The following is a 24,239-nucleotide window of genomic DNA, read 5'->3' as shown; positions in this document are numbered from 1 at the left end:
GTTCGTTGGAATGTGGACCCCGGCCGTGACGAGGAACGTTCCGGTGAGGTAGACGACGATTCCTGCGAGATACAGCTGTCCGTACAGCGTCTGCCAGTGACCATGGAACAGGACGACAGCCGCGCCACCGAGGGAGACCACGGCAGCACCGAAGAACACGACACCGAACGACACGTTCAGCACCTTCTCGTTTATCTCTTGCATCACCTTCGTGTACTCCGGTGCCGAGAGGGTCTGCAGCGCCAGTACGACACTCACCGAGTAGGCGAAGAAGAACCCGGCCATGAGCCCACCGAGGACGGCTGAAACCGCGAGTAGGAAGACGAACGGCACTCCGAAGAGGGAGCTCGTCTGGAGCAGCGCGAACACCGACTTACGCCTCCAGAGACGTGTCCGCCGAACTGCTCGGTTGGGCCCAACTGTCGTCGACGAGGGACGGTGGGGTGACGCCCTTCGCGGCGTGCCGAGCGACGACTTCGAACGTGCGACCGAGAGCTTCCGGCGCGTTCAGAGAAGCGACCATGAGACGGGCGACGTCCGCTCTCGGAATCGAACCCGTCATCGTTCTCGACCCCTCACCGACGAGAAGGTCTCCCGTCGCCACCTCGTCGTTCATCCAGCCGGGGCGGACAATCACGTAACGGAGCCCCGAGTCGACGAGTGCGCGCTCAGCACGCGCTTTCTCTCTGACCGCCCAGCGAAGGACGAACAGTCTCGCCCAGAGCGGCATCCCCTTCCGGGAGGTACCGACGCCGATGGAACTCTGGAGGACGAAGGTCTCGACGCTTCCTTCGACGGCCGCCTCGATGAGATTCAGACGCCGTCTCCGTCGACGACACGGCTGGGTCGGGTGAGGCCGGTGGCGAGACTCGACCCCGCAGCGAACAGGACGGCGTCGCAGTCTTCGACGGCTCTCTGAGCGTCTGCGAGGTTCAACAGGTCGCCGACGACGACCTCGTCAGCTCCGTTCGCCACGAGTGATTCGTGGTTCTCGGCCGACCGAGTCATCGCACGGACCGCGACCGACCGGTCGGCCAGTTCGCGGAGGATCTCACGACCGGTTCTACCGCTCGCACCAGCGACGAGCACTTTCGAGGGGTGTTGTGAGTTCATACGTCTCGAACGGTGTACGCGGGACGCGACCAAATAGTGTCCAGTTTCTTATACGAAAGCAGCTATCCCTGCGGAAAGCGACCGTTCCGGGGTCGATTATCTCTCTCACCCCGCACGGCATCTATATCTCGTCATCGGCTGTACGACTGCCATGAGGTCACTCGACGAGGCGGGACGTCACTCTGCTCGGTCAGAACACACGGGCTCGTCTGTACGACCGGATTCGGAGACGGTGGTCAAGGAGTACCTGTATCTGCTCGACGGGGTACCACCTATCGACGAGACGCCCGAGAAGTTGAACGAGACGGTCAGCACGCTCCTCGGGTTGCTCACCAGCGCACACGCGATGTCGATACTCTACTCTCTCTTCTGCGAGCAGCGACCGCTCCGGTTCACAGAACTCGAGGAGGCGACCGGTGCATCACCGAAAGTCCTCTCACTGTGGCTGAAGCAGTTCGTCGAAGCGGGGCTCGTTTCCCGTCGGTCATACGACGAGAGTCCTCCGCACGTCGAGTACGAACCGACGACCATGGCGAAAGAACTCGACCCTGCGTTTCAGTTCCTCTACGCGTGGGCAGCGCGCTACAGTCGGTTCCCGAGGTAGTCGCACGGCGCCGGAGGCTGCAAGGTGTCAGCGAGAGAGCGACGAATCGGTCGGAATCGGTCCGAGACAGCGCCCGCCCGAGCGACGCGTACCGTCGAGGGGTTCTCCCCGACGGCGTTCACGACTGGCGTCCGGTACCGAGTGCACGGTATCGCTCAATAGTAGTCATAGGAACTCACTTTGAACACCTCGCTGTTCGACCGAACATGCGTACTGAACACGTGAGGTTCGGATTCGTCTGCGTCCAGAACGCCGGTCGGAGTCAGATGTCGACGGCCTTCGCGGAACGAGAGCGTGACGAACGTGGCCTGTCGGACAGCGTAGACGTGCTCACGGGGGGGACGCACCCGGCGGACGAGGTGCACCCGGAAGTCGTCGAGGCGATGCAGGAAGTCGGCATCGACCTCTCCGACCGGACCCCGCGGGACGTCTCGACCGAGGAGTTGAGCGAGTGCGACGTCGTCGTCACGATGGGCTGTTCGACGCTCGAACTCGACGCAGACGTCGACGTTCGTGACTGGGCGCTCGACGACCCACACGGCCAGTCCATCGAACGGGTCCGAGAGATCAGAGACGACATCGAGGAGCGGGTTTCGGCCCTGTTCGACGAGTTCACCGGCGAGCGCGAGTGAGCGCACGACAGGAGCGGACAGCGCCGACACCTCGGGCAGAGGCGGCCGAGAAGCGTCGGGTCAGTGGGTCCGGGGACGGCGTCCACGGTGGTGCGTGCCCGAAGCGCCGCCGAGCGAGGCGAGGGCGAAGCCGACGGCCGGCCGCCGACTCACGGCGACCGTCCGCGTGACACCGACGGACCTCACACGTAACGGGCACGACGGCCGGACAGGGCGGGAGACTCCAGCGACGGGTCGCTACTGGGGAGTCGTCCCGTCGAGTTTCGTAGACACACGCGTCCCCACCGTCTCGGTGCGGTCGCCGTCGAGCGCGCGGTCGATGGCGGCGTCGTACCCCGTCAGTTCGATAGGCAGGAGGCTCCGAATGGGACGGTCCTCCGCCGTGACTTCGTTCCTGAGGCCGTCGACGAGTGGTCGAATGATGTCGTTGGAGACGTCGGTCGTGAGTTGCACCCAGTACGTGGAGAGTCGTGGCGTCAACACCGGGACCGGGACGATCACCGACGGCCGGCCCGCCACACTCGCCGTCCGGTCGAGGAAGTCTTCGTAAGTGAGTACCTCCGGCCCGCCGACCTCGTAGGTGGCGCCGGCGGTCTCCGGTGTCTCGGCCACCCCGACGAGATAGGCGACGATGTCGTCGACTGCGATCGGTTGGCAGTCGTTGCGGACCCAGCGGGGGGTGACCATCAGGGGCAAGCGTCTCGCGAGTTGGCTGACGATTCGGAAGCTGTCGTTGCCGTCGCCGATGATGATCGCGGCTCGCAGCACCGTCAGGTCGAACGCTCCCTCGGAGAGAATCTCCTCGACCTCGCGACGGGACTGCAGATGCTTCGAGAGGTCGTCGTCCTCCTCGCCGAGACCACTGAGATAGACCACTCGCTCGACGTCGGCTTCGTCGGCGGCCTCCCGGAAGTTTCGAGCGCCGCGCCGGTCTCGTTCGGCGAAGTCGTCGCTGCTCCCCATCGAGTGGATCAGGTAGTACGCCGTGTCGACGTCGGTCAACGCCTGTTCGAAGCTCCCGCTGTCGAGGACGTCGCCCTCGTAGACGGTGTCGGCGACGCCGTCGTAGCTGTCGGCGTCGCGCGTCAACACCGCGACGTCGTGGTCTCGGGCGGCGAGTGCTGGGGTGAGCCGGCTTCCGATGAATCCCGTGGCACCGGTGACGAGAATCCGCATACGTCCGCTCGGCAGTGGAGTCGATTACGTCTCGTGGCTGCACTCGCAACCACGGCTCACGACGCACGACGCCCGGGCCGCGAAGTGGCATCGGGTGGCGCCCCTGGCGGCGTGCCACTGGCTTCGAGTGCCGGCGGGACGCGACGGTGCCGAACACGCGTCCGAGAGGAGCCCGAATACAGAAACAGATATTTGGAGTGCTGGATATTTGTACTGACTCGCCTCACAGACGAACTATATGCAGGACAGTTCGAACGGTGATACCGACACCGGGGAGACTCCGGGGGCCGGTGGCGAGTTGGTCGACGTGTACGAGACGGTCTTCCGTGAGATGGAGGACGCCGCCTTCCTCGTCGACGTCGTGCAGGCGGACGACGGCTCGACCTTCACGTTCCGACGGAGCAACGCCGCACACCAGCGTCGGACTGGCCTCTCGGCGGACGAACTGCGCGGACAGACCCCTCGTGAACTTCTCGGCGACGAGCAGGGCGCGACGGTCACCGCGAACTACCGCCGCTGTGTCGAACAGGTGGACACGGTCGAGTACGAGGAGAGCCTCACCTTCCCGGGCGGGACGAGTCACTGGCAGACGAAACTCACCCCGATCACCGAGAACGGACAGGTGACGCGAATCGTCGGGGTCGCGCGTGACATCACCGAGCACAGACGACGAGAACGGAAGCTACAGCGCACTCACCGACGGTTCGAGACGGTGATGGGGACCATGTCCGCGGCGGTGTTTCTGAAGGATACCGACGGCCGGTACCTCATGATGAACCAGGCGTGCCGTGAACTGTTCAACATAGAGAACGACGACGTCGTCGGGTTGACGAACGACGACCTCGTCCCCCCGGAAGTCGTCGAAGCGACCAGAGCTGACGACCGGCGGGTCGTCGAGAACGGCGAGACGATCGAGATAGAAGAGACGATTCCGACGGCGACGGGGAACACCGTCCGGCTAACACGAAAGTCGCCCGTCTACGACGACGACGGCGAGGTCTCCGCCCTCTGCGGTGTTTCGACCGACATCACCGAACAGAAACGACGCGAGCGGGACGTCCAGCGGCTCAAAGAACGGTTCGAACTCGCGGTCGAAGGTGCCGATCTCGGCGTCTGGGACTGGAACATGACCACCGACGAGGTAGAGTTCAACGAGCAGTGGGCCCGGATGCTCGGGTTCTCGCTCGACGAAATCGAGCCCCACCTCGAGGAGTGGGAACGTCGCGTTCACCCCGACGACCTGCCACGGGTCGAAGACGCCCTGGACGCCCACATCGCGTGCGAGACCGACCTTTACGATACGGAACACCGGATGCGGACCGCCGACGGGGCCTGGAAGTGGATCCGCGACATCGGTAAGATCGCCGAACGCGACGAGGACGGCGAACCGGTTCGGGCGGTCGGTATCCACCTCGACATCGACGACCGAAAACGGACCGAACAGACCATCGAGCGCCAGCGTGACAACTTGGAGGTGCTCAACCAGGTCGTCCGTCACGACGTCCGCAACGCTCTCCAGCTCGTGATCGCGTACGGCGACATTCTGCAGAACCACGTCGAGGACGACAGCGAGGCGTATCTCCGACAGATGTTGAAGGGGGGGCGCAAAGCCGTAGACATCACGCGAACCGCCGGCGACGTGACGAAAGTGTTGCTTCGCTCGGAAGCCGACCGGACGCCGATGCACGTCCGGTCCGTGCTCGAGGACCAGGTCGACGACGTGCGTACGAGTCACGAACGCGCCATCGTCTCGACCGAAGCGGTGATTCCGGACGTCACGGTGCTGGCCGACGATATGCTGGAGTCGGTGTTCCGGAACGTGTTGAACAACGCCGTCGTCCACAACGACGAGGAACTCCCCGAGGTCAGTGTCACGGCAACGGCTGACGACGAGGTCGTTCGGGTTCGGGTCGCGGACAACGGACCGGGGATTCCCGACGAGCAGAAGAGACGAATCTTCGAGGAGGGGGAGAAAGGCCTCGACAGCGACGGGACCGGACTGGGGCTGTACCTCGTCCAGACGCTCGTCGAGCGTTACGGTGGTGCGGTCTGGGTCGAGGACAACGACCCCAAAGGGAGTGTGCTCGTCGTGGAGTTGCGCCGATGTGAAGAGTCTACCACGGTCTACAGCTGATTCCCTGAAGGGGTGGCCGGTCGCGATGCTCACCCGTGGCTCGTCGTCGGAGACGGGGTATCGCCCCCGAGAGGCGGGGCGAGACTCGGTCGCTGGCGTCCGGTCGGCGTGACCGGGGCGCTCGACCCCCGCCAGTGACGGTGTACCACACGAGCCTCCGGTCGCACGGTGCTTCCGACGTCCGACCGGGTACTCTCTGGACGCGGCCGTCGTCCGCAGGAATCGTATGTGTACGGAGACCATGGAGAGGTCGTATGCAATCGCTCCAGCAGCGAGTCCGTCGGCTCGACGACCGGATCCTCCGGACGCTCGAACGGCACGGGCACCGCCTGCACAGGCGCTCGCTCGGGGTACTGTTCGTCTGGCTCGGACTGTTGAAACCACTAGGACACGAGACTGCGACGTCCCTCCTCGCCCACACGGTCTACTGGGGCTCTCCGGAGTCGATGGTACTCGTCCTGGGGTGGTGGGAAGTCGCCATCGGCGGTTCGATGCTGTACAAGCCGTTCGTCCGAGTCGCACTCGTCTTGCTTCTCGTCCGGATACCCGGGACGATTCTCGCGTTCGTCCTCCTGCCCGACGTGACGTTCATCCAGTTCCCGTTCGTGCCGACCCCGGAAGGGCAGTACCTGCTGAAAGACCTCGTGCTGTTCTTCGCGGCCATGGCCATCGGCGGGTCGCTCCGACACGAGGGCTCGTAGCTGGATGCGGTTTCGGCCTCGCGTCGGCCACGGCGTTCCTCCCAGAACACGGGCGGTTCGCGGCGGGTGCTGCTGAACTGACAGCGCGAGTCGGACAGGAGAGGTACTGGGTCCAGCAGAGCGACGGTGGTGGGTGGTACCACACCTCCGGGGCTTCTTTTTCGTATCACCCGTGCGAGGGTGTATGGGTCTCTCAACCGTAATCGACGACATCGACGAGGCTCCCCACCGTCCACGAAGTTTCTACGAGTATCCGGAGCTGTACGACTTCTTTCATTCACGAGTCCTCGACCGGGAGGGTCAGGTCAGCCTGTTGAACGAGTTCGCGCCAGACGGCTCGAGTCGGGTCCTCGAGTTCGGGTGCGGAACGGGCCCTCTGCTCGTCCGAATCGAAGACGAGTACGACGTGGTTCTGGGCGTCGATAGTAACGAAGCGATGCTCGAATCGGCACGCGAGAAAGTCACTGAGGCGGAGGTGCTCCAAGCGGATTTCACCACCTGGTCGGCTGTCGAGGAGGGAGTGACGTTCGACGTGGCCGTTCTGATGGGTGGCTTACTGCATCGCACCGACGACCACGACACTGCAGCGTTTGCCGAGAACGTCTACCGGAGTCTTCGAGCGGGAGGCGTCTTCGTCACCTTCTTCCAACCACTCGATAGCGATGTGGAGAACGGGAGTTACGACGTCTAATCCGCCGAATCAGACCGATTTTCTGTCGAGCGCCACTCCGTCAGCGCGCTCACCTCCGACGAGGGCCACTACACGACGACCTACCTGTTCGTCATCCGCGACGATGATCGGGAGACGGAAGCACGGATGGGGACGGTGTTCCGAGGTCGGTTCCACGACCCTGAGAGACTCAGAGCGACCTTCTCCGACGTGGGATTCACCAGCGTCGACCTGGGAGACAGGAGTGGACCGACCATCCTTCGCGCCGAGAAGTAAACGGTGCCTCCGTGCTGAACGCGGCCTCCCTGTGTAGCACGCCACTTCTGACAGAGGACGGGACGGCGCTCTCCCGGCGCGGGTCTCCGAGCGCGTACTTCTGAGTCCGGGAGTCGCTCTCGATACGACCTCGGTGTCCCGCGCAGCACCCGGCCTGCCTGCAGTGGCAACCCGACGCCCTATCCCCTCGAGACGGGTACCGACTGTGTGACGTATCAGACGACCGTCGGCTGGTCACTGCTCACGTCGGGAATCGTAACACTGATTCTGTACGTACTGCCCGGCGATTCGCTCTGGTGGGGCGTCGGCCTGCTGATCGCAGGGTTGATCATCCTCTACGTCCGGCGTGACGACGTGTCCGACGCGGTGGGAGCAGTGACCTGAGCGGACGCGAGAATCGAATCGTTCCGGAGCCAACAGACTCGTCCACTGGCGTTTCGAGGACGAACTCGACGTTCGCTCGACACGATGGCGTACGTCTGCGAGTCGCATCCGCCGGCTGGAGAGGCATCCGGGAGCCTTCGGAACGCTCACTCGCAGCTCTCCCGTTCCTCGCCTCTCGTCCCGTACTCGTACCGACGGGGGCTGTCGGGATGTCGTCGTCACGGAACGGAGTCGCCGTCGGTCAGCCCGACTGGTCCCGGTCGTCCATCAGGGACGACACGATGAGTCGCTTGATTCCACGTCGAAGGAGGCCGCTCGCTGCGGGTTGAGAGATGTCCAGTTCGGCGGCGACCTCGCCGAGCGTCGCGTCCCGCGGTTCTTCGAAGTAGCCTGCTTCGAACGCGAGGAGGAGTGCCTCTCGTTGGCTATCGGTCAACCCGGCGTCCGTACTACCGAGACTGGCGTACTCGTTCACCCGGAGTAGGTCGATGTCGATATCGTTCTGTCGAGCGTAGTCCCACAGGTCGACCAGGTCCGCTCGCTCGGACATCCAGACGGTGAGGATCCAGGCGCTGCCGTCGTTCTCCATGTCGAGGATGACACCGTTCGCGGCCGAAACGACGGGCGAGAGAATCTTCGCTTCGTCCGTGTACTCGAAGCTGTAGATGGCCTTCTGGTCTCTGGCTTCGATGACGCGTTCGAACGCGCCGATGGTACGGTCGTTCCGGAGTCCGTCCTCGAACCGCCGGAAGTCATCCGACTCGATGTGATAGAAGAACTTCCCCGACGACGGGTCGGTCCCCGCCTCTGACACCGACTTGACTTTCGAAGTTCGGTCGTACGCGACCGTCTCCGTGAGCACGATGTCGGGGTGCTCGACGCGGACGACCGCTTTGATGTCGGACATCGTGCTGTAGGTCAGGTTCGGGACGCTAAATAGTACAGCCGTTCGGTCTGCAGACACGTATCGAGAGGCTCCGCTGCGATACTCGTCGCTGGAGTCGTCTCAGTGTCGCGTGAGGGGTAACTGAGTCGGTCGGTCTCTCCGAACGCGGAGCGTCCAGCCCGCCGACACACGTCACCAGTGTCACTCGGGGCGACGTCCGGTGAGAGGACCGGCAGAATCTTCCTCGGAGTCGACTGGTTCAGAACCTTTGCTCGTCGCGACGACGGCGTTTCAGACGCGGTGGTCGAACAGCGCCGCCCAGACTCGCTTCAACCGACCGGGTTCGTACGACGTGTTGACACCGACCGGAAGGTAGAACTTCGATTCGGTCGTCCTGTCCCGACTCTCGGTGTGGTTTCGCGCTTGCATACAACTAGATGTAACGGTCCCAATCGCATCCGTCTGTAGCTTAACGGTATAATCCATTTATATCGGGGCCGGCGAACGTCGCTCGTTCCGACCCGTTCCGAGCCACGGTATCGTCTCGCCGGACGGGGGCTTTCGGTCGTCCGTGGAGGAGACGCTCGGCCGGAGAGAGCGGGGTCCGTTCGCCGGACCCGTCGCTCGTGGACTACCGCTTCGAGGGAACGAGTACCGCCTCCGACGGCCGAGCGTCCGCCAGCAGTCGTCGCAACCACGCGACGTACCCGAGAGACTGCTCGGTGGAGAGGGCGACCGGAGACCCCGCTCCGAACAGTGCCGACCCCGCCGCCCGGAACGCGTCAGCCAGCGCCCCCGGTGGGCCGGCGGCCTCGATGCCACAGGTCCACGCCCGCTCGGACGCGGCCGAAACCGCCGTCACTTCGGCGTGCACCGACACGTCAGCGGCCGGAATCCCGTCATCGAGCGCCCGCAGGTCGGCCTCGTCGAACGTGTAGAGCATCCGCGTCTTCGTCACGGGGAGCCACAGACCAGTCCGGTCCGCGGTCCAGGGGGCCGGTGTGTGGTCGAGCGAGAAGCTCCACTTGTACCACTGTTCGACGTTCCCCTCGACGTCGGGTCCGAACGTGTGGACGGTCGGGTCGGCGAGTCGCCGTTTGAGTTCGACGAACTCGCCGCCCTCGCTCCGTAGTTTGAGGTTGAACGCCGGACCCGGCGGCGGGAAGTACAGGTCCGTCCGCGTCGACGTGTCGACTGCGCCCAGCCCCGAAATCCACTCGTCGACCGCTCGCGGCGTCGACCCCGTCTCGAACCAGCGAACCTCCAGCGAGTTCGTCTCTGTCGTCTGTCCCATGAGAGACGACCACGTGGTCGGCGCATCAATCTTCGGCCGCCCGTCGCTCTCAGCCTCCTGCCTCGGGCCTGACGACACGCCAGTCGCGCCGTGGCGGCGCGCCGAGTCGTATCTTCTTGGCTCGGCACCGCCACTAGCCCGTATGGAGTACGTCACCGCCGCAGGTGTGGACGTGCCGGCACTCGGCTTCGGGACGTGGCCGATGACGGGAACGACCTGTCGGTCAGCCGTCCAGCACGCCCTACAGACCGGGTATCGACACGTCGACACGGCACAGATGTACGACAACGAGGCCGCCGTCGGAGCGGCGATCGCCGACTCGGAGGTGCCGCGAGCGGACGTGTTCCTCGTCACGAAGGTTCGTCGGCAGAACCTGGCTCGCGACGACGTCCTGCGTTCCGTCGAGGAGAGCGCACGGGAGCTGGGAACCGGCATCGACCTGCTCTTGATCCACGCCCCGAGTCGGAGCGTGCCCATCGAGGAGTCCGTCGGTGCGATGAACGAACTCCAAGAACGCGGCGTCGTCGAACACATCGGCGTCAGCAACTTCTCGGTCGACCAACTGCGCCGCGCCATCGCTGCGTCCGAGACGCCCGTGTTGACGAACCAGGTGGAGTACCACCCGTTCGAGTCGCGGCCGGACCTCCTCGAGTGCTGTATCGAGAACGGGGTCGTGCTGACCGCGTACAGCCCGCTGGCACAGGGGAAGGTCGTCGGCAACGAGGTCCTCGCGGAAATCGGAGCGACGTACGGGAAGACCGCCGCACAGGTCGCCCTCCGCTGGCTGATTCAGCAGGAGCTGGTCGCCGCGATTCCGAAGGCGTCGAGTCGGAGCCACATCGAGGAGAACGTCGACGTCTTCGACTTCGAACTCGACGACGAGGAGATGGAACGGGTCTTCGAGATGGGGGGCGGACTCCGCTCCCGCCTCCGTTCGCTGCTCGGCCTCTGAGCGGCGCTCGGGTCGCATCGGAGGCGCGCCCGTGAGACTGTACTGGCCCGCTGGCCCCTCGACACTCACGTGACTCAGGAGTCGTCACCCGCCGGGCCCTCGTACTTCGACTTCACCTTGTCACCCTCCCGCCACTGCCAGTAGTAGTAGCGGTTGTCGTTGATTTCCTTGACGGTGAGTGTCGCCTTGGCAGGCACGCTCTCCGGGCGGTCACCGCCGGCGGCGGGACTGTCGTCACGCTCTCTGGACTCGTCCGTCTGCTCTCTGTGGGTGGCGAGTGCCTCGGCGTAGGAGGCGACGGCGCGGAGCAGAGTGGGCGAGTAGTCGTCGAGGGCGTCGACGAGGGCCGGGGGGAGGTCGTCTGGGGGGGCCGGTCGTCGGTCGGACATGGGCGTGCGTTAACCAACAGCGCGGGGGCGGGATAGAACTGTTGGTTAACGCGCTCGACGAGAGCCGACCGACCCGAGTCGTCGACGGTGAACCGGTCAGAAAGAGTCCGCGACCGTTCGCTCAGCCGAGGAACCAGCGGAGCCAGCGGTTGTTCTCGACGACCGCCAGTTTCTCCAGGCGAGCGTCGACGCCGAGGATGCGGCCCGCCCCGATGGCCCCGAGGCCGAACAGGAGGAACGCGTAGACGAGGTGGTCGTCGACGACCCAGCCGTGAGCGAGCGGGAGGCCCGCCATGATGCCACCCTCCAGGGCCGCCGCCCAGAAGAACAGCATCATCACGGCGCCCCAGAACGCGTTCCAGCGCACCAGCGCCCCGAGTATCAACCCGAGGCCGGTGAGGGTGAGCCCCCACATGACGAGGGCGTCGATGAGGGGTGAGCCAGCCATCGCGCCCCACATCCCCACGAACGGGTTCCCCTCGGGGATGGCGTTCATGAGGTAGCCCGCCGCCGTCCAGTTGTTCTCGGGGTTCGCGTCGAGGTAGGTGACGAGTTTCGTGACCCCTCCTTGGAGGAGGACCCAGCCCATCGTCACCCGCATCGCGATGATGGCGTAGCCGAGCCAGTGTTCCGAGTACTCGAAGTGTGTCTCGTGGCCGAACAGTTCCGCGTCCAGGGTGCGTGTACGAGTTGACATCGTCGGTTTCCTCTGTCTCAGCAGAGCCACCGGATGTGTATATATCGGGAGCGCGCTTCTCAGATTCCAATAATCGTGAGGCTGAGTCGCTCACTCAGCGACCGCTCGTTCGATGTTCACCCGCGATAATCGACAACCGAGCGGCGAGCAGGTGGGCAGTCGAACGACCCGGCGAGGAGGTGCCGACGACGAGCGTCTCGAAGGACTGCTCGTGACCGCGACGACGACGGACGCTGAACACGGACCCGGCAGAGGACACAGAGCGGCGTGTTCGACCCTCTGGACGGCGGGACCGGCCGAGTCTGGACCGACGACGGCGGTTCACCGTCGCTCTCACCTCGACCACGGCCCTCGGGGAAGGACCAGTCGAACGCTCGTTCGGTTGGTGGGTCCCGTCCGGTCTGGTCCGGTCGCAGGGGCGCTTATCTGTGACGCGTGCGATACACTCACCCGAGTACCCAGGCACATGGACGACCCCCCCGCTCTGCCGTCGACCGACCGCATCGTCGCCCTCCTGGAACAGAACGCTCGGGACGACATCGTGGAGTTGCTCGGCCGGGTCGAAACCGCTCCTGCGAACGACCGGAAGGCGCTGCTCCGGTCGCTCCGGACCGTCGCCGACGACCGCACATCACAGTTTGCTCCGCTGCTGCCGGCTCTCGAACCGTTCCTCGAGGACGAGGAGCGGTCCGTTCGGCTGACGACAGCCAAGCTCGTCGCCCGCGTCGCGAAGGCACGTCCCGGGGCTGCCGTCCCGCTCGTCGCGTCACTGTCGGACCGACTCGGTGACGACGACGAGTTCTACTACGTTCGCGCCCGCACGGCCGAGGCCCTCGGCTACGTCGCTCTCGAACACCCAGAGACGGTCGCCACTCCCGAACTCCTCGCCGACCTCAGCGTCGGCCTCTCGTTCGACGAACCGGAAGTCAGAGAGAAACTGGCCAAAGCACTCGAGTGCGTCGCGCTCGGGAACCCACGGCGACTCCGACATCAGGTGCCGAAACTGGTCGACCACCTCGACGACGAGAACGACCTCGTCCGGTACCACCTCTACACGGTGTTAGTCGCGGTCGGCACCGGGGTCCCGGAGCGACTCGCCGACGCGAACGACGCGCTCGTGGCTGGGTTGACCGACGAGACGTCGCACGTGCGCGGGCGGGCCGCAGAGGCGCTCGGGCTACTGGCGCGGGCGGACCACGAGGAGGTCACCGTTCCCGAGGCCGCGCTCAGAGCGATGCAGGCGGACGACGACGAGGACGCGTTCGTCGTCGACCGGGTCAGGTTCGCCCTCGGCGCGGAAACGCCCGACGACGTCGGGACCACACGGGGCGTTCGCGAGACGACGGACGAAGCCACCGAAACGGTTCAGACACCCGACGCCGCCGGCGACTGTCCACACTGCGGGCTCGCGCTTCCGGCGGACGGTCCACCGATGTGTCCGCGGTGTGGAGCGCCGCGGTGACCGCACCTCGCTGTCTCTACGGACCGCCGGCGTCCGACACCGTCATGTCGGCCGGGAGCCCGGGGAGTCGTTCCCGGCGGTGACCGTTCAGAACACTGGGTCGTAGTTCTCGTACTCTTCCATCTCTTCCATCTCGTCGATCTTCGACGGCATCACCGCGGCCCGGGGGCCGTTCGCCCGGACGACCTCGACCTCGGTGACCTCCTCGACGTTCTCCGGGAGACGGTGTTCGATGGCTTGCATCGTCATCGGGGCGATGCCGCACCCGGAGCACGCACCGCCGATGGCGACCGTCACCCGTCCGGCCTCCTCGTCGACGTCGCGAATCTCGAAGTGGCCACCGTGCTGTTGAATCTGTGGAACGTTGTTGCTGAGGTAGTTCCGCGTTCGTCGTTCGAGGCCTTGAGCGCTCATCGCAGTCGACAGTTGGGACTAATATATCAAAAATCTGTCTTTTTAGGTAGGTCTAAATCTGTGTACTGTGGCTCCCAGAACGCCATATCTGCTCGTTCACTCTTAAATCGTACTTCTGTTCTGGTAGTTTTTCGCACGGCTAAAACCCACACACACTCGCGCGAAGTTCTGTCAACCGAGAACGTTTTAGGTGTACCTAAAATGCGAAAGTGTTTTCATCGATTAGGCGAGCCTAAATCGCGTGTCGCGAGAGACGACCCCCCGACAGCACACCGCCTTCGCGTCGACGCCCCCGATGCAGCGAGACCCCTCTCGTCGGCGGGCAGCTCGTCGTCGGGACTGCAGCGCTCCACGCGCCGTCGACCCGATGGGCGGGGAGGAGCAGGTCGCGCCGACGGGACGTTCCGAGAACGAACTGGAACCCGACGACCGGCGGACCACGTACGGACTCGACGAATCCACCTGATATGAGTGACGAGACCACGGAAGACGGACCGACGCGTAGGGCGTATCTCAAATACGGCGCCGCACTCGGCGGCGGACTGTTCGCCGGCTGTACCGCGGACCCGACGTCCGACAGTGCAGGGACGGAGGAACCGCCAGCTGGGACGTCGACCGAGACAGAGGCGACGGCCACGAAGACCACGACGGCCGGAAGCGAGCCGTACACGGTCTCGATGGCACCGATGGGTGAGGTCACGTTCGACGCGGTCCCCGAGCGGTGGGTGGCGTACTTCAGCACGTACGGCGACATGGCCATCGCGCTGGGGCAACTCGACGGGCTGGCGGGCCTCGTCTTCACCGAGAACTGGCCGCTCGCCTTCTACGAGCAGCTCCCTGGGGTCGACGTCGCCTTCGGCGACGTCACCCAGCTCATGGGTGAGAGCGGCATCGACAAGGAGGTCTTCTACGAGATGGACGCCGACGTCCACCTGCTGGACCCGAACTTCATCGGTCTGCTCGACGACGACTGGGAGCAGGCGGACTTCGAGGAAATCTCGACCGGTGTCGGACCTATTGTCGGTAACTCCATCCGGCGGCGGAACGAAGACTGGCACGGCTACCGCTACTACTCGCTGTACGAGGCGTTCGAGAAGGTCGCACAGGTCTTCCAGCAGCGCGAGCGGTACGAGGCCCTTCGCGCGGTTCACGACGACCTGCTCTCGGACGTCCGGTCGGACCTGCCCCCGGAGGAGGACCGACCGACCGTCGGTCTCCTCTCCATCAACTCGAACTTCGAGGACGGCGCGTTCTACGCGTACCCCGTCCACGGCGGGAACGGCCACAAGCAGTACCGCGACCTCCGGATGCGCGGGGCGTTCGACGACGTCATCCAGGGGAGTTACGCGGAGTGGGACTACGAGCAGATACTCGAGGTCGACCCCGACGCCCTGCTGTTCCAGTACGGCTTCTCGCACGTCGCCACGGAGGAGTTCGAGCGCCGGATGGACGCGATGCGCGAGGACCCGGTCGGACGACGGCTGAGCGCCGTCCGGAACGACCGACTCTACCGGGGAGGCACCTCGTACCAAGGGCCGCTGATCAACCTGTTCCAGACCGAAGCGGCCGCCAAGCAGTTCTACCCGGAGACGTTCGGCGAGTGGGACGGGCTCGAAACCCTCGCCGACGAGGCGGACCGCCTCTTCGACTACCAGCGGGTCGCAGACATCATCGACGGAGACTTCTGACCATGCACGACGACACCACGAGCGACGGACGGACGCGCAGAGACTACCTCAAGTACGGCAGTGCGCTTCTCACCGGTGGCCTGGTCGCCGGCTGTACGGGCGACGCCGACTCCGGTTCGGGGGCGACGGCGTCGACCAGTGCCACGGGGTCGGCCTCCACGAGCACACCCGGCGGGACGACACAGGCGGACGCGACGACGCAGACAGAGACGGCAGCCACCTCTGGGGACTCGTACACGGTCGAGATGGCTCCCGTCGGGACGGTCGAGTTCGAGGCCGTGCCCGAGACGTGGGAGTCGTACTTCCCGGGGTACGCCGACATGGGGGTGGCACTCGGTCAGGCCGACGGCCTCTCCGCAGTCGGGGTCACCTCACGGTACCACACGGACTACTACGAGGAACTCGACGGGGTGTCGGTCGACGAGAGCAGCGTCACACAGCTGTACGACGAGGGGATCGACAAGGAGCTCTACTACGAACTCGACAACGACGTCCACCTCACCGACCCGCGGTGGCTCACCGAGAACTCCTTCTTCGGCCTCGAAGAGGCCGACGTCGAGGAACTGCGGTCGAACGTCGCGCCGTTCGTCGGGAACACCATCTTCCGCCGGACGGACGCGTGGCACACCTACCCGTACTACACGATGTACGAGGCGTTCGAGAAGGTCGCACAGGTGTTCCAGCAGGAGGAGCGGTACGCGGCGTTCGAGTCGCTCCACGAGGCGTTCCTCGGGCGAATCGGAGAGTCACTCCCGCCAGCCGACGAGCGCCCGGCCGGCCTGCTCTGTTTCGCCGCCTCGGACGAACCCGAGAAGTTCTCCCCGTACCGACTCGCGGACGAGGGGACGAACAAGAAGCAGTTCCGTGACCTCGGCGTCTCAGACGCGCTCGCGGGCACGGGCGTCAAGGGCCTCTCGACCGACGACCGGGGACAGATCGACTACGAGACGATGCTGGAGGTCGACCCCGAGGCGCTGTTCGTCCGCGGCCACGAGTCGAAGAGTCGCGAGGAGTTCCGCGAGACGGTCGTCGCGTTCATGAGAGGACACAGCGTCGCGAGCGAGCTCACCGCTGTGAAGAACGACGCCGTCTATCGCGGCGGGCCGATCTATCAGGGACCGATCCAGAACCTCTTCGTCACGGAGCGGTTCGCGAAACTCCTCTACCCCGACGCGTACACCGACGAGGAGCTGTTCGACCGGGGGCGGGTCTCCGACATCGTCGGCGGTACTGCCTGAGATGACACACACGGACACGATGGAACGCCGCTACTCGACGCACGACCACGACGTCGTCATCGTCGGCGGCGGCCCTGCAGGCTGTTCGGCGGGGGTCTTCACCGCCCGCGCGGGGCTCGACACGGTCATCTTCGACCGGGGCCGGTCCTCGATCAGTCGGTGCGCCCATCTGGAGAACTACTTGGGGTTCCCCGGAGGAATCGACATCGAGACGATGTACGAGTTGATGCACGACCACGCGAGGACCGCCGGGTGTGCGTTCGTCCCCGACCTGGTCGAATCGGTCGGTCGTCGCGACGACGGTGTGGGGTTCGTCGTCCAGCCACAGGAGGGAGAGCCGGTGACCGCACGACGAGTCGTCGCGGCGACACGCTACGACGGGGAGTACCTCCGCGGGCTGGACGAGGACGCGGCGATGTTCGAGACGGACGAGCACGACGGCGAGGAGCGCGAACCGTTCGACGGAACGGACGCCGACCACGACGGTGTGACGCCCGTCGAGGGACTCTACGTGGCGTCGCCATCCGACGAGGCAGACCTGCAGGCCATCGTCGCGGCCGGTCGGGGTGGGCGTGTCGCGCGTCGGGTGGTCGCCGACGCCCGCATCGACGCTGGCTGGTGGGAGGCGGCCGCGACGCGGCCAGACTGGGTCCGACGCCGGGCGGAGCTGGACGACGAGTGGGCCGACCGCGAGACCTGGGTCGAGTGGTTCGACGAGTATCTCGGCGAGGACGCACCGGTGGACCCGTCGTCAGAGCGATACCGACGCGTCCGCGAGGCCGCAATCGACGACGCGCGCGACTCGTACGTCGCGCCGGCGGAAATCGAGAGGCGAAGTGGGGAGGGCCGCCGGACGCTCGCCGGCCACCTCGGCGCAGAGGCGGTCGTCGAGGCGTTCGACGACGAGACGCTCCTCGAGGCGATGGACGACGACGTGATCCGAGCGTACGTCGCAGCCGAACACCAGTCACCGGAGGCGTCCGACTGACCATGGCGGGAGAGACCACCCGGAGCACCGAGGCGACGACCCGTCGTCAGAGGTGGTTCGAGCGGTTCGACGGCTCACTGTTCACGCTCTGCCTCGGCAGTCTCGCGGTGGTCGTCGCGGGCGGACTCGTCCAGGTGAGTTTCGGCGCGTTCTCGATGACCATCGTCGAGGCGTGGCAGGCCGTGTTCGATCCCGAAGTGGTTCTCAATCGGCGAGCGTGGGAGGCGTTCCTGCTCGGCGGCGAAGTACCCGAGATGAGCAAGCAGAGCCTCATCGTCTGGAACATCCGCCTGCCGCGGGTGTTCGTCGGCGTGCTCGTCGGCATGAACCTCGCCGTCTCGGGCGCGATCTTCCAGGCCGTCACCCGGAACGAACTCGCCAGTCCGTTCATCCTCGGCGTCTCCTCGGGGGCGGGGCTGATGATCCTGCTGACGCTCGTGGTGTTCTCGGGGCTGTCGGCGTTCCTACCGCTGATCGCCTCCGTCGGCGGGGCCATCGCGTTCCTGATCGTCTACGCCATCGCCTGGAAGAACGGCACCTCGCCCGTGCGGCTCGTCCTCGCGGGTGTCATCGTCGGGACGGTGTTCGGCAGCCTCCAGACGGCGCTGTTCTTCTTCGCCGACGACATCGGCGTCGTCCAGAGCGCGATCGCGTGGACCACCGGCTCGCTGACCGGCACCGACTGGGAGCAGGTCCGGATGGCGCTGCCGTGGACGGCCGTCGCGATGCTGCTCGCGCTGGTCAGTTCGCGGCAGTTGAACGTCCTCCTGCTCGGCGAGAGCACGGCGAAGTCGCTCGGGATGAGCGTCGAGAAGGTCCGGTTCGCCCTCTCCGGCGTGGCGGTGCTGGCGGCCGCCGCGAGCATCGCCGTCGCGGGCATCGTCGGGTTCGTGGGGCTGATCGTCCCGCACATGGTCCGTAACGTCGTCGGCAGCGACTACAGGAAGCTCGTCGTCGGCTGTGTCTTCGCCGGGCCGGCGCTGATGGTCGCTGCCGACGTCGGCGCCCGGCTCGCGTTGAACCCCGTCCAGATCCCGGTCGGAATCGTCACCGGGCTCGTTGGGGGACCGTACTTCCTCTACCTGATGCGCAAGCAGGACGAGATGGGTGAGATCTGATGAGCGACGACCACGCACCCGAGGCGGACGGCGGCGTCGGGACGACTGTCGACCGGACGGACCCGCGCCAGAACGGGCACCGGTCGAACGACAGGTCCGAGACGGCTGCCAGCGAGTTCCGCGGCGAGGAACTAGTCATCAGCTACCCGTCGACCGACGAGCCGGTCATCGACGGCGAGTCGCTCCGCGTCCCCCCGGGCGAGGTGACCGCACTGGTCGGGCCGAACGGGAGCGGCAAGAGCACGCTCCTGAAGGGACTCGCCGACCAGCTCGGACTCGACGCCGGTATCGTCGAACTCGACGGCGCTGACATCCAGACGCTCGGGACGAAAGAGTTGGCCCGGAAGCTCGGGCTGCTCTCCCAGGAGAACACCTCCCCGGGGAGCATCTCCGTCGAGAAGCTGGTCGAGCACGGCCGCTACCCGCATCGCGGGTTCTTCGACGGACTCACCGAGGCCGACCGCGAGGCGGTCGACCGGGCCATCTCGCTGGCCGGCATCGAACACCTCCGCGACCGGGAGGTCGGAAGTCTCAGCGGTGGGCAGAAACAGCTGGTGTGGGTCGCGATGGTGCTCGCACAGGAGACCGACGTCCTCCTCCTGGACGAGCCGACGACGTTCCTCGACCTCCACCACCAGTTGGAGGTGATGGAGATCGTCGAGACGCTGCGGGACGACAGCGACATCACGGTCGTGCTCGTCCTCCACGACATCGACCAGGCGGCCCGATACGCCGATCACATGGTCGCACTCAAGGACGGCGTGATTCACGCTCGCGGCCCGCCCGAGGAGGTCGTCACCGAAGAGCTCCTCGCGGAGGTGTTCGCGATCGACGCCGAGGTCGAACACACCGACCGGGGGCCGCGGGTCGTCCCGCTCCGTCCCCGCCACGTCGACGAGACGGGGGCGGGAGGTGATGGTCCGGGAGCCGGACAGTGACCGACGAGCCGTTCGAGACGGAACTCGACGTCTACCGGGACCGGGTCTCGAAGCCGCTGTTCCGCCTCTTCGGTACGTACGGTCTCGGGGAGAAGTGGTGGCTCGTGCTCGGGCTGGTGACCAGCGTCCTCGCGTACGGGACGGTGCTCGTGACCCCCATCGTCCTGGGGACGACCATCGACGCCGTCTTCACCGGCGAGAGCGCGTACACGCTGCCGCTCGTTCCGACCGCGTGGCTGCCGACCGAGGCGACCGCACAGTTCTGGCTCTCGGCGGCTGTCGTCGGTGGCGCACTCCTCGGCGGGGCGCTCCTGCAGTGGGTCCGCGGGGTGTCGATGAACTTCTTCGCGCACGGCGTGATGTACGCCATCCGGGTCGACGCCTACGAGAAGATGCAGCGCCTGGACATGACCTTCTTCGACAACAAGGAGACGGGCGAGATCATCTCCATCCTCAACAACGACGCGGGCAACCTCGAAATCCTGTTCGACAACGCCCTCGGCGACAGCGTCCGCATCGGCGTCATCGTCCTCGGCGTCACCGTGGCACTGATGTACACGAACTGGCAGCTCGCGCTGGTGACACTCGGAGCGGTCCCACTCTTGATCGGGTTCACCTGGTGGTTCATGCGGGTGATCGAACCCCGGTACACCCGCCAGCGCGAGACCGTCGGCGACTTGAACACCCGCATCGAGAACGGGCTGAGCGGCATCGAACTGGTCAAGACCACGAGTACGGAAGAGTACGAGAACGAGCGCGTGCGAGGCGTCTCCCGGGACGTCTTCGACGCGCAGATGGACGTCCTGAAGCTGAGTTACTTCTACCGCCCGGGGATGGAACTCGTCACGGGGTCGGTGTTGCTCGCGACGTTCGTTCTCGGAGGACTCTGGGTGTTCTCGGGGCCGCCGCTGTTCTTCTCGGGGGAACTCACCACCGGGGACTTCGTCGTGTTCATGCTGTTGACCCAGCGACTGACCGATCCGCTGGCGCAGTCGGCGAGTATCGTCGACTGGTACCAGAACGCGAAGGCGTCGGGCAAACGCATCTGCGGGCTGATGGACGTCCCCGTCCGGATCCAGGACGCCCCCAACGCGATCGCCCTCGACGACGTCGACGGACGCGTCGAGTACGACGACGTGACCTTCGCCTACGAGACCGGCGAGGGAGGCGGAACCAGTACTGAACGACCGGTGCTCGATGGTGTCGACGTCAGGGTCGCCCCGGGTGAGACGGTCGCCATCGTCGGTCCGACGGGCGCGGGGAAGTCGACGGTCGCCAAACTGCTCCTGCGGTTGTACGACGTGAGCGAGGGCGCGGTGCGGGTCGACGGCCACGACGTCCGGGACGTCCGACTCGCGGACCTGCGCTCTGCGATTGGCTATGTGAGCCAGGAGACGTTCCTCTTCGACGGGACGGTCGCGGAGAACATCCGGTACGGACGCTTCGACGCCGACCGGGAAGCCGTGGTCGCGGCTGCGCAGGCGGCGGAAGCACACGGGTTCATCGAAGGGCTGTCGGAGGGCTACGACACTCGCGTCGGTGAGCGGGGCGTGAAGCTCTCGGGCGGGCAGCGCCAGCGCATCGCCATCGCTCGGACGGTGTTACAGGACCCCGAAATTCTCCTGTTGGACGAGGCGACCTCCGCCGTCGACACGGAGACGGAGTATCTGATCCAGCGGTCGCTGGACCGGTTGGCCGCCGACCGGACGACGCTGGTCATCGCCCACCGGCTGTCGACGGTCAAAGGTGCCGACCGGATCGTCGTCCTCGACGAGGGACAGGTGGTCGAGCGCGGGACGCACGAGGAGTTGCTCGCCGCGGACGGCCTGTACGCGAACCTCTGGGGGGTGCAGGCCGGCGAGGTCGAGTCGCTCCCCGAGGAGTTCCTGACACGTGCCACCGAGCGGCCAGCGAACCGCCGGGACTGAATTTTTGGCTGGCCTAAAAATCGGAACGGTTATGTATTTTTAGGTGAGCCTAAACCTATGTCGAGAGACGACACGGCGCACGACGCGCCGACGCGCAGAGGGTATCTGAAGTACGGTGGGGCCGCCGTCGGTGGTGGACTGTTAGCCGGCTGTACGAGCCAGTCGAATTCCGGGTCGACGCCGACCGAGACGACCACCGATACATCGACCGCAACAGAAACGGAGGTCAAGACGGCGACACCCGAAAACGAGCGCTACTCGGTGACGATGGCGCCGATGGGCGAGGTCGAGTTCGAGTCGGTTCCCGAACGAGTCGTTATCTACGATTCGCAGTGGGCGGACCACCTGGTCGCGCTCGGGCAGCAAGAACGAATCGTCTCGCTCGGCTGGCCCGACAGCTACTACACGGGGTATTACGACGAACTCCCGGGTGTCTCGTTCGACACCGGCGGCCTCCCAGGGATGTGGGACGGCGGACTCGACAAGGAACAGTTCTACGAACTCGACGCCGACGTCCACCACGTCGACCCGTGTCGGTTCACCTCGTTCGACTCCGGGCTGGACCGGGCGGATTTCGAAGAGCTGGAAGAGAACGTCGGTCCGTTCTTCGCCAACCGGTTCAGTCGGGCACACGGCGAACCGCCCGAGTGGTGTCGAGAGTCGTACCAGTACTACACGCTGTGGGAACTTCTCGACAAGTTCGCACAGGTGTATAAGGTCGAGAGCCGGAGTCAGGCGCTCACACGGGTGCGCGACGAGATGCTCGATTCGGTCTACGCCGAACTCCCTCCGGAGGAAGAGCGTCCAGCGGTCGGGCTGGTCGTCTACGACCACGAGGAGGAGTCGTTCTCGCCGTACAAACTGAACGCGCCTGGCTTCGGAAAGGCCCACACACGGCCGCTGCGGGCGCGGGACGCGTTCGCGGACAGCGACAAGACGTACGCCGAGAACTACGAGGCCGCGTACGACTTCGAGGGGATGCTGGCGGTCGACCCCGACGTGCTCCTTCACAACTTCGACTGGACGAACCCCAGAGAGCGAACGAAAGCGTTCCTCGCGCTCGACGAACACCCGGTCGGGAGCGAACTGACCGCAGTCGAGAACGGTCGTCTCTACGCGACCGGCTCGGCGCTGCAGGGGCCGATCATGAACCTCTTCCAGCTCGAACTCACGGCGAAGCAAATCTACCCCGAGCTGTTCGGTCAGCCGCCGGAGCCGGGAGCGTCGGTACCCGAGGGCGAACAGCTGTTCGACCGCCAGCGGGTCGCGGACATCGTCGACGGAGACGTCTGAACCATGAACAACGACGACGGTACGACGGAGGCACCGACACGGCGCGACTACATGAAGTACGGCGGCGCAGTCATCGGCGGCGGACTGCTCGCCGGCTGTTCGAGGCAGACTGATGCCGGAGCGACGGCGACGTCGACAGGCACCGAGACCACGACTGCCGCCGAGACGGAAACGTCGCCCGGCGAGGAGAGCTACACCGTCGAGATGTTTCCCGTCGGCGAGGTGGAGTTCGAGTCCGTCCCGGAGTCGGTGACGACGTACGCCATGGCGTGGGCGGACATGGTCGTCTCACTCGGGCAGGCGGACAAGCTCCAGACGAACCGCCTGAGCGGACCCACCCTCTTCTACGACCCGTTGGGCATCGACTACGACAACGACTGGCCACCACTGTGGCAGGACGGCGGAATGCCCAAGGAGGTGTTCTACGAGCACGACCCGGACGTGTTCTTCGTCGACCCGAACCTGATTCGGGCGTGGGACGACAACTGGGACGACTCGGACATCGAAGAGGTCGAGTCGAACGTCGCGCCGTTCTTCGGCTGTCTCAACCGTCGCTTCCGTGCCGAGTGGCAGCAGGAGATGGGGTACTCCGAGCAGGCCCCGTCGATGCTGGAGGCGTTCGAGAAGGTCGGAACAGTGTTGGACGAACGGGCCCGGGTGGAGGCGTGGCTCGACCTTCACAAGGACCTCCAGTCCGAACTGCAGTCCCGGACTCCGGACGACCCCGAGCCACCGTCCATCGGGCTGATAAACAGTGGCTCTGTCCCCGAGAACGGCGAGTTCTACGTGCTCTATCTCGAGGAGAGCGGGTACGAGATGAAGCCCTACCGCGACCTGGGGCTGGTCGAAGCGGACGCCTTCGCCGGCGTCGAGACCGGACAGTACGGATTGACCGACTACGAGACGCTGCTGGAGGTGGATCCGGACCTCGTTCTCGTCCACTGGGGCATCACCACGGGGTCGGTGACCTTCGGCGGCGACGGCGCGTTCGACGCCGAACAGTTCCACGAGAAGTTCGTCGCCCCGATGGAGAACGACGACGTCGGCAGCCAACTCACCGCGGTCCAGGAGGGTCGCGTCCTCCCCGGGCCGACGGCGGAGCAGGGACCGCTCGTCAACGCCTTCCAGACGGAACTCACCGCGCGGCTGTTCTATCCCGAGGAGTTCGGCGAACTCGACTTCGACGCACCGCTCGACGTGCCCGAAGAGAGTCGGCTGTTCGACCGTCAGCGCGTCCGTGACATCATCGACGGAGAGGTCTGAC

At 65.5% G+C, this 24,239-nt stretch carries 27 protein-coding genes; 17 read left to right on the top strand and 10 right to left on the bottom strand.

What is annotated here, in order from left to right; genetic code table 11:
* The 3 genes from ACESK5_RS05635 to ACESK5_RS05625 form a co-directional block, all read right to left on the bottom strand.
* Nucleotides 1–369 (bottom strand): hypothetical protein (locus ACESK5_RS05635; RefSeq protein ID WP_372910571.1); only part of this gene is annotated, 369 nt, incomplete at its 3' end.
* Nucleotides 370–373: 4 nt separating this feature from the next.
* The gene (locus ACESK5_RS05630; RefSeq protein WP_372910572.1) at nucleotides 374–808 is read right to left on the bottom strand and encodes an NAD(P)-binding oxidoreductase; all 435 of its coding nucleotides are present in this window, start codon (nucleotides 806–808) and stop codon (nucleotides 374–376) included.
* 5 nt (nucleotides 809–813) lie between these two features.
* Complete coding sequence (locus tag ACESK5_RS05625) at nucleotides 814–1,113, bottom strand: NAD(P)H-binding protein (RefSeq protein WP_372910570.1); 300 nt, start codon at nucleotides 1,111–1,113, stop codon at nucleotides 814–816.
* Between the two features lie 232 nt (nucleotides 1,114–1,345).
* Between ACESK5_RS05625 and ACESK5_RS05620 the strand changes: the two genes are divergently transcribed.
* The gene (locus tag ACESK5_RS05620; RefSeq protein WP_372910569.1) at nucleotides 1,346–1,717 is read left to right on the top strand and encodes a winged helix-turn-helix transcriptional regulator; all 372 of its coding nucleotides are present in this window, start codon (nucleotides 1,346–1,348) and stop codon (nucleotides 1,715–1,717) included.
* 206 nt (nucleotides 1,718–1,923) lie between these two features.
* Nucleotides 1,924–2,349, top strand: coding sequence for a low molecular weight phosphatase family protein (locus ACESK5_RS05615; RefSeq protein ID WP_372910568.1), 426 nt, complete (start codon nucleotides 1,924–1,926; stop codon nucleotides 2,347–2,349).
* Nucleotides 2,350–2,586: 237 nt separating this feature from the next.
* On the opposite strand, the gene ACESK5_RS05610 is transcribed toward ACESK5_RS05615, so the two are convergent.
* On the bottom strand, nucleotides 2,587–3,525 hold the full coding sequence (locus tag ACESK5_RS05610) for an NAD(P)H-binding protein (RefSeq protein ID WP_372910567.1): 939 nt from the start codon (nucleotides 3,523–3,525) through the stop codon (nucleotides 2,587–2,589).
* A 238-nt stretch (nucleotides 3,526–3,763) separates the two neighbouring features.
* Here ACESK5_RS05610 and ACESK5_RS05605 point away from each other — a divergent pair, with 238 nt between their 5' ends.
* The 4 genes from ACESK5_RS05605 (at nucleotide 3,764) to ACESK5_RS05590 (ending at nucleotide 7,690) form a co-directional block, all read left to right on the top strand.
* The gene (locus ACESK5_RS05605) at nucleotides 3,764–5,659 is read left to right on the top strand and encodes a PAS domain-containing protein (protein WP_372910566.1); all 1,896 of its coding nucleotides are present in this window, start codon (nucleotides 3,764–3,766) and stop codon (nucleotides 5,657–5,659) included.
* Nucleotides 5,660–5,913: 254 nt separating this feature from the next.
* Complete coding sequence (locus ACESK5_RS05600) at nucleotides 5,914–6,360, top strand: hypothetical protein (RefSeq protein WP_372910565.1); 447 nt, start codon at nucleotides 5,914–5,916, stop codon at nucleotides 6,358–6,360.
* 133 nt (nucleotides 6,361–6,493) lie between these two features.
* A complete protein-coding gene (locus ACESK5_RS05595) occupies nucleotides 6,494–7,051 on the top strand; it encodes a class I SAM-dependent methyltransferase (protein WP_372910564.1) in 558 nt (185 codons plus the stop codon).
* A 462-nt stretch (nucleotides 7,052–7,513) separates the two neighbouring features.
* On the top strand, nucleotides 7,514–7,690 hold the full coding sequence (locus tag ACESK5_RS05590; RefSeq protein WP_372910563.1) for a hypothetical protein: 177 nt from the start codon (nucleotides 7,514–7,516) through the stop codon (nucleotides 7,688–7,690).
* Nucleotides 7,691–7,931: 241 nt separating this feature from the next.
* On the opposite strand, the gene ACESK5_RS05585 is transcribed toward ACESK5_RS05590, so the two are convergent.
* The 3 genes from ACESK5_RS05585 to ACESK5_RS05575 all read right to left on the bottom strand — a co-directional run bounded on the left by ACESK5_RS05585 (nucleotide 7,932) and on the right by ACESK5_RS05575 (nucleotide 9,870).
* On the bottom strand, nucleotides 7,932–8,597 hold the full coding sequence (locus tag ACESK5_RS05585) for a helix-turn-helix domain-containing protein (protein WP_372910562.1): 666 nt from the start codon (nucleotides 8,595–8,597) through the stop codon (nucleotides 7,932–7,934).
* A 270-nt stretch (nucleotides 8,598–8,867) separates the two neighbouring features.
* Entirely contained in the window at nucleotides 8,868–9,005 is a 138-nt protein-coding gene (locus tag ACESK5_RS05580; RefSeq protein ID WP_372910561.1) for a hypothetical protein, read from the bottom strand.
* 202 nt (nucleotides 9,006–9,207) lie between these two features.
* Nucleotides 9,208–9,870, bottom strand: a complete 663-nt coding sequence (locus ACESK5_RS05575; protein WP_372910560.1) for a hypothetical protein — start codon at nucleotides 9,868–9,870, stop codon at nucleotides 9,208–9,210.
* A 142-nt stretch (nucleotides 9,871–10,012) separates the two neighbouring features.
* Between ACESK5_RS05575 and ACESK5_RS05570 the strand changes: the two genes are divergently transcribed.
* Nucleotides 10,013–10,822: an aldo/keto reductase gene (locus tag ACESK5_RS05570; RefSeq protein ID WP_372910559.1), complete on the top strand. Its 810-nt coding sequence runs from the start codon at nucleotides 10,013–10,015 to the stop codon at nucleotides 10,820–10,822.
* A 74-nt stretch (nucleotides 10,823–10,896) separates the two neighbouring features.
* Here ACESK5_RS05570 and ACESK5_RS05565 read toward each other — a convergent pair whose 3' ends face one another.
* Together ACESK5_RS05565 and ACESK5_RS05560 are read right to left on the bottom strand one after the other, a co-directional pair.
* Complete coding sequence (locus ACESK5_RS05565) at nucleotides 10,897–11,211, bottom strand: hypothetical protein (protein ID WP_372910558.1); 315 nt, start codon at nucleotides 11,209–11,211, stop codon at nucleotides 10,897–10,899.
* A gap of 121 nt (nucleotides 11,212–11,332) precedes the next feature.
* A complete protein-coding gene (locus ACESK5_RS05560) occupies nucleotides 11,333–11,908 on the bottom strand; it encodes a hypothetical protein (RefSeq protein WP_372910557.1) in 576 nt (191 codons plus the stop codon).
* A 466-nt stretch (nucleotides 11,909–12,374) separates the two neighbouring features.
* Between ACESK5_RS05560 and ACESK5_RS05555 the strand changes: the two genes are divergently transcribed.
* Complete coding sequence (locus tag ACESK5_RS05555; protein WP_372910556.1) at nucleotides 12,375–13,370, top strand: HEAT repeat domain-containing protein; 996 nt, start codon at nucleotides 12,375–12,377, stop codon at nucleotides 13,368–13,370.
* 87 nt (nucleotides 13,371–13,457) lie between these two features.
* Here the strand turns inward: ACESK5_RS05555 and ACESK5_RS05550 are convergent, their stop codons facing one another.
* A complete protein-coding gene (locus tag ACESK5_RS05550; RefSeq protein WP_372910555.1) occupies nucleotides 13,458–13,784 on the bottom strand; it encodes a NifU family protein in 327 nt (108 codons plus the stop codon).
* A 241-nt stretch (nucleotides 13,785–14,025) separates the two neighbouring features.
* Here ACESK5_RS05550 and ACESK5_RS05545 point away from each other — a divergent pair, with 241 nt between their 5' ends.
* Genes ACESK5_RS05545 through ACESK5_RS05505 form a run of 9 tightly spaced genes read left to right on the top strand, consistent with a single transcriptional unit; the run spans nucleotide 14,026 to nucleotide 24,238 of the window.
* Nucleotides 14,026–14,250, top strand: a complete 225-nt coding sequence (locus tag ACESK5_RS05545) for a hypothetical protein (protein WP_372910554.1) — start codon at nucleotides 14,026–14,028, stop codon at nucleotides 14,248–14,250.
* Between the two features lies 1 nt (nucleotide 14,251).
* Entirely contained in the window at nucleotides 14,252–15,472 is a 1,221-nt protein-coding gene (locus ACESK5_RS05540; RefSeq protein WP_372910553.1) for an ABC transporter substrate-binding protein, read from the top strand.
* Between the two features lie 2 nt (nucleotides 15,473–15,474).
* Nucleotides 15,475–16,710 (top strand): ABC transporter substrate-binding protein, encoded by a 1,236-nt coding sequence (locus ACESK5_RS05535; RefSeq protein WP_372910552.1) that lies wholly within the window; start codon nucleotides 15,475–15,477, stop codon nucleotides 16,708–16,710.
* A gap of 1 nt (nucleotide 16,711) precedes the next feature.
* On the top strand, nucleotides 16,712–17,698 hold the full coding sequence (locus ACESK5_RS05530) for an NAD(P)/FAD-dependent oxidoreductase (RefSeq protein WP_372910551.1): 987 nt from the start codon (nucleotides 16,712–16,714) through the stop codon (nucleotides 17,696–17,698).
* Between the two features lie 2 nt (nucleotides 17,699–17,700).
* Nucleotides 17,701–18,816: a FecCD family ABC transporter permease gene (locus tag ACESK5_RS05525; RefSeq protein WP_372910550.1), complete on the top strand. Its 1,116-nt coding sequence runs from the start codon at nucleotides 17,701–17,703 to the stop codon at nucleotides 18,814–18,816.
* Nucleotides 18,816–19,754, top strand: a complete 939-nt coding sequence (locus ACESK5_RS05520; protein WP_372910549.1) for an ABC transporter ATP-binding protein — start codon at nucleotides 18,816–18,818, stop codon at nucleotides 19,752–19,754. The genes ACESK5_RS05525 and ACESK5_RS05520 overlap by 1 nt, the downstream gene beginning before the upstream one ends.
* Nucleotides 19,751–21,682, top strand: coding sequence for an ABC transporter ATP-binding protein (locus ACESK5_RS05515; RefSeq protein ID WP_372910548.1), 1,932 nt, complete (start codon nucleotides 19,751–19,753; stop codon nucleotides 21,680–21,682). Before ACESK5_RS05520 ends, ACESK5_RS05515 begins: the two co-directional genes overlap by 4 nt.
* A 57-nt stretch (nucleotides 21,683–21,739) precedes the next feature.
* Nucleotides 21,740–22,975: an ABC transporter substrate-binding protein gene (locus ACESK5_RS05510; RefSeq protein WP_372910547.1), complete on the top strand. Its 1,236-nt coding sequence runs from the start codon at nucleotides 21,740–21,742 to the stop codon at nucleotides 22,973–22,975.
* 3 nt (nucleotides 22,976–22,978) lie between these two features.
* Nucleotides 22,979–24,238 carry an ABC transporter substrate-binding protein gene (locus tag ACESK5_RS05505; RefSeq protein ID WP_372910546.1) on the top strand — a complete coding sequence of 420 codons (1,260 nt, stop codon included), beginning with the start codon at nucleotides 22,979–22,981 and terminating at the stop codon, nucleotides 24,236–24,238.
* Nucleotide 24,239: the final 1 nt, after the last annotated feature.

Source organism: Salinigranum sp. (assembly GCF_041641895.1).
Classification (GTDB): Archaea; Halobacteriota; Halobacteria; order Halobacteriales; family Haloferacaceae; genus Salinigranum.
The sequence above is the reverse complement of the archived record's forward strand: the minus strand, read 5'-3'. Positions and strand labels throughout refer to the sequence as shown.

Excerpts from the sequence above, each read along its gene's own strand:
- ACESK5_RS05525 (WP_372910550.1), top strand. The coding sequence starts at position 17,701 with ATGGCGGGAGAGACCACCCGGAGCACCGAGGCGACGACCCGTCGTCAG.
- ACESK5_RS05510 (WP_372910547.1), top strand. The coding sequence starts at position 21,740 with ATGTCGAGAGACGACACGGCGCACGACGCGCCGACGCGCAGAGGGTAT.
- ACESK5_RS05540 (WP_372910553.1), top strand. The coding sequence starts at position 14,252 with ATGAGTGACGAGACCACGGAAGACGGACCGACGCGTAGGGCGTATCTC.
- ACESK5_RS05555 (WP_372910556.1), top strand. The coding sequence starts at position 12,375 with ATGGACGACCCCCCCGCTCTGCCGTCGACCGACCGCATCGTCGCCCTC.
- ACESK5_RS05560 (WP_372910557.1), bottom strand. The coding sequence starts at position 11,908 with ATGTCAACTCGTACACGCACCCTGGACGCGGAACTGTTCGGCCACGAG.
- ACESK5_RS05520 (WP_372910549.1), top strand. The coding sequence starts at position 18,816 with ATGAGCGACGACCACGCACCCGAGGCGGACGGCGGCGTCGGGACGACT.
- ACESK5_RS05605 (WP_372910566.1), top strand. The coding sequence starts at position 3,764 with ATGCAGGACAGTTCGAACGGTGATACCGACACCGGGGAGACTCCGGGG.
- ACESK5_RS05580 (WP_372910561.1), bottom strand. The coding sequence starts at position 9,005 with ATGCAAGCGCGAAACCACACCGAGAGTCGGGACAGGACGACCGAATCG.
- ACESK5_RS05575 (WP_372910560.1), bottom strand. The coding sequence starts at position 9,870 with ATGGGACAGACGACAGAGACGAACTCGCTGGAGGTTCGCTGGTTCGAG.
- ACESK5_RS05570 (WP_372910559.1), top strand. The coding sequence starts at position 10,013 with ATGGAGTACGTCACCGCCGCAGGTGTGGACGTGCCGGCACTCGGCTTC.
- ACESK5_RS05610 (WP_372910567.1), bottom strand. The coding sequence starts at position 3,525 with ATGCGGATTCTCGTCACCGGTGCCACGGGATTCATCGGAAGCCGGCTC.
- ACESK5_RS05600 (WP_372910565.1), top strand. The coding sequence starts at position 5,914 with ATGCAATCGCTCCAGCAGCGAGTCCGTCGGCTCGACGACCGGATCCTC.
- ACESK5_RS05615 (WP_372910568.1), top strand. The coding sequence starts at position 1,924 with ATGCGTACTGAACACGTGAGGTTCGGATTCGTCTGCGTCCAGAACGCC.
- ACESK5_RS05530 (WP_372910551.1), top strand. The coding sequence starts at position 16,712 with ATGACACACACGGACACGATGGAACGCCGCTACTCGACGCACGACCAC.
- ACESK5_RS05535 (WP_372910552.1), top strand. The coding sequence starts at position 15,475 with ATGCACGACGACACCACGAGCGACGGACGGACGCGCAGAGACTACCTC.
- ACESK5_RS05550 (WP_372910555.1), bottom strand. The coding sequence starts at position 13,784 with ATGAGCGCTCAAGGCCTCGAACGACGAACGCGGAACTACCTCAGCAAC.
- ACESK5_RS05565 (WP_372910558.1), bottom strand. The coding sequence starts at position 11,211 with ATGTCCGACCGACGACCGGCCCCCCCAGACGACCTCCCCCCGGCCCTC.
- ACESK5_RS05625 (WP_372910570.1), bottom strand. The coding sequence starts at position 1,113 with ATGAACTCACAACACCCCTCGAAAGTGCTCGTCGCTGGTGCGAGCGGT.
- ACESK5_RS05505 (WP_372910546.1), top strand. The coding sequence starts at position 22,979 with ATGAACAACGACGACGGTACGACGGAGGCACCGACACGGCGCGACTAC.
- ACESK5_RS05585 (WP_372910562.1), bottom strand. The coding sequence starts at position 8,597 with ATGTCCGACATCAAAGCGGTCGTCCGCGTCGAGCACCCCGACATCGTG.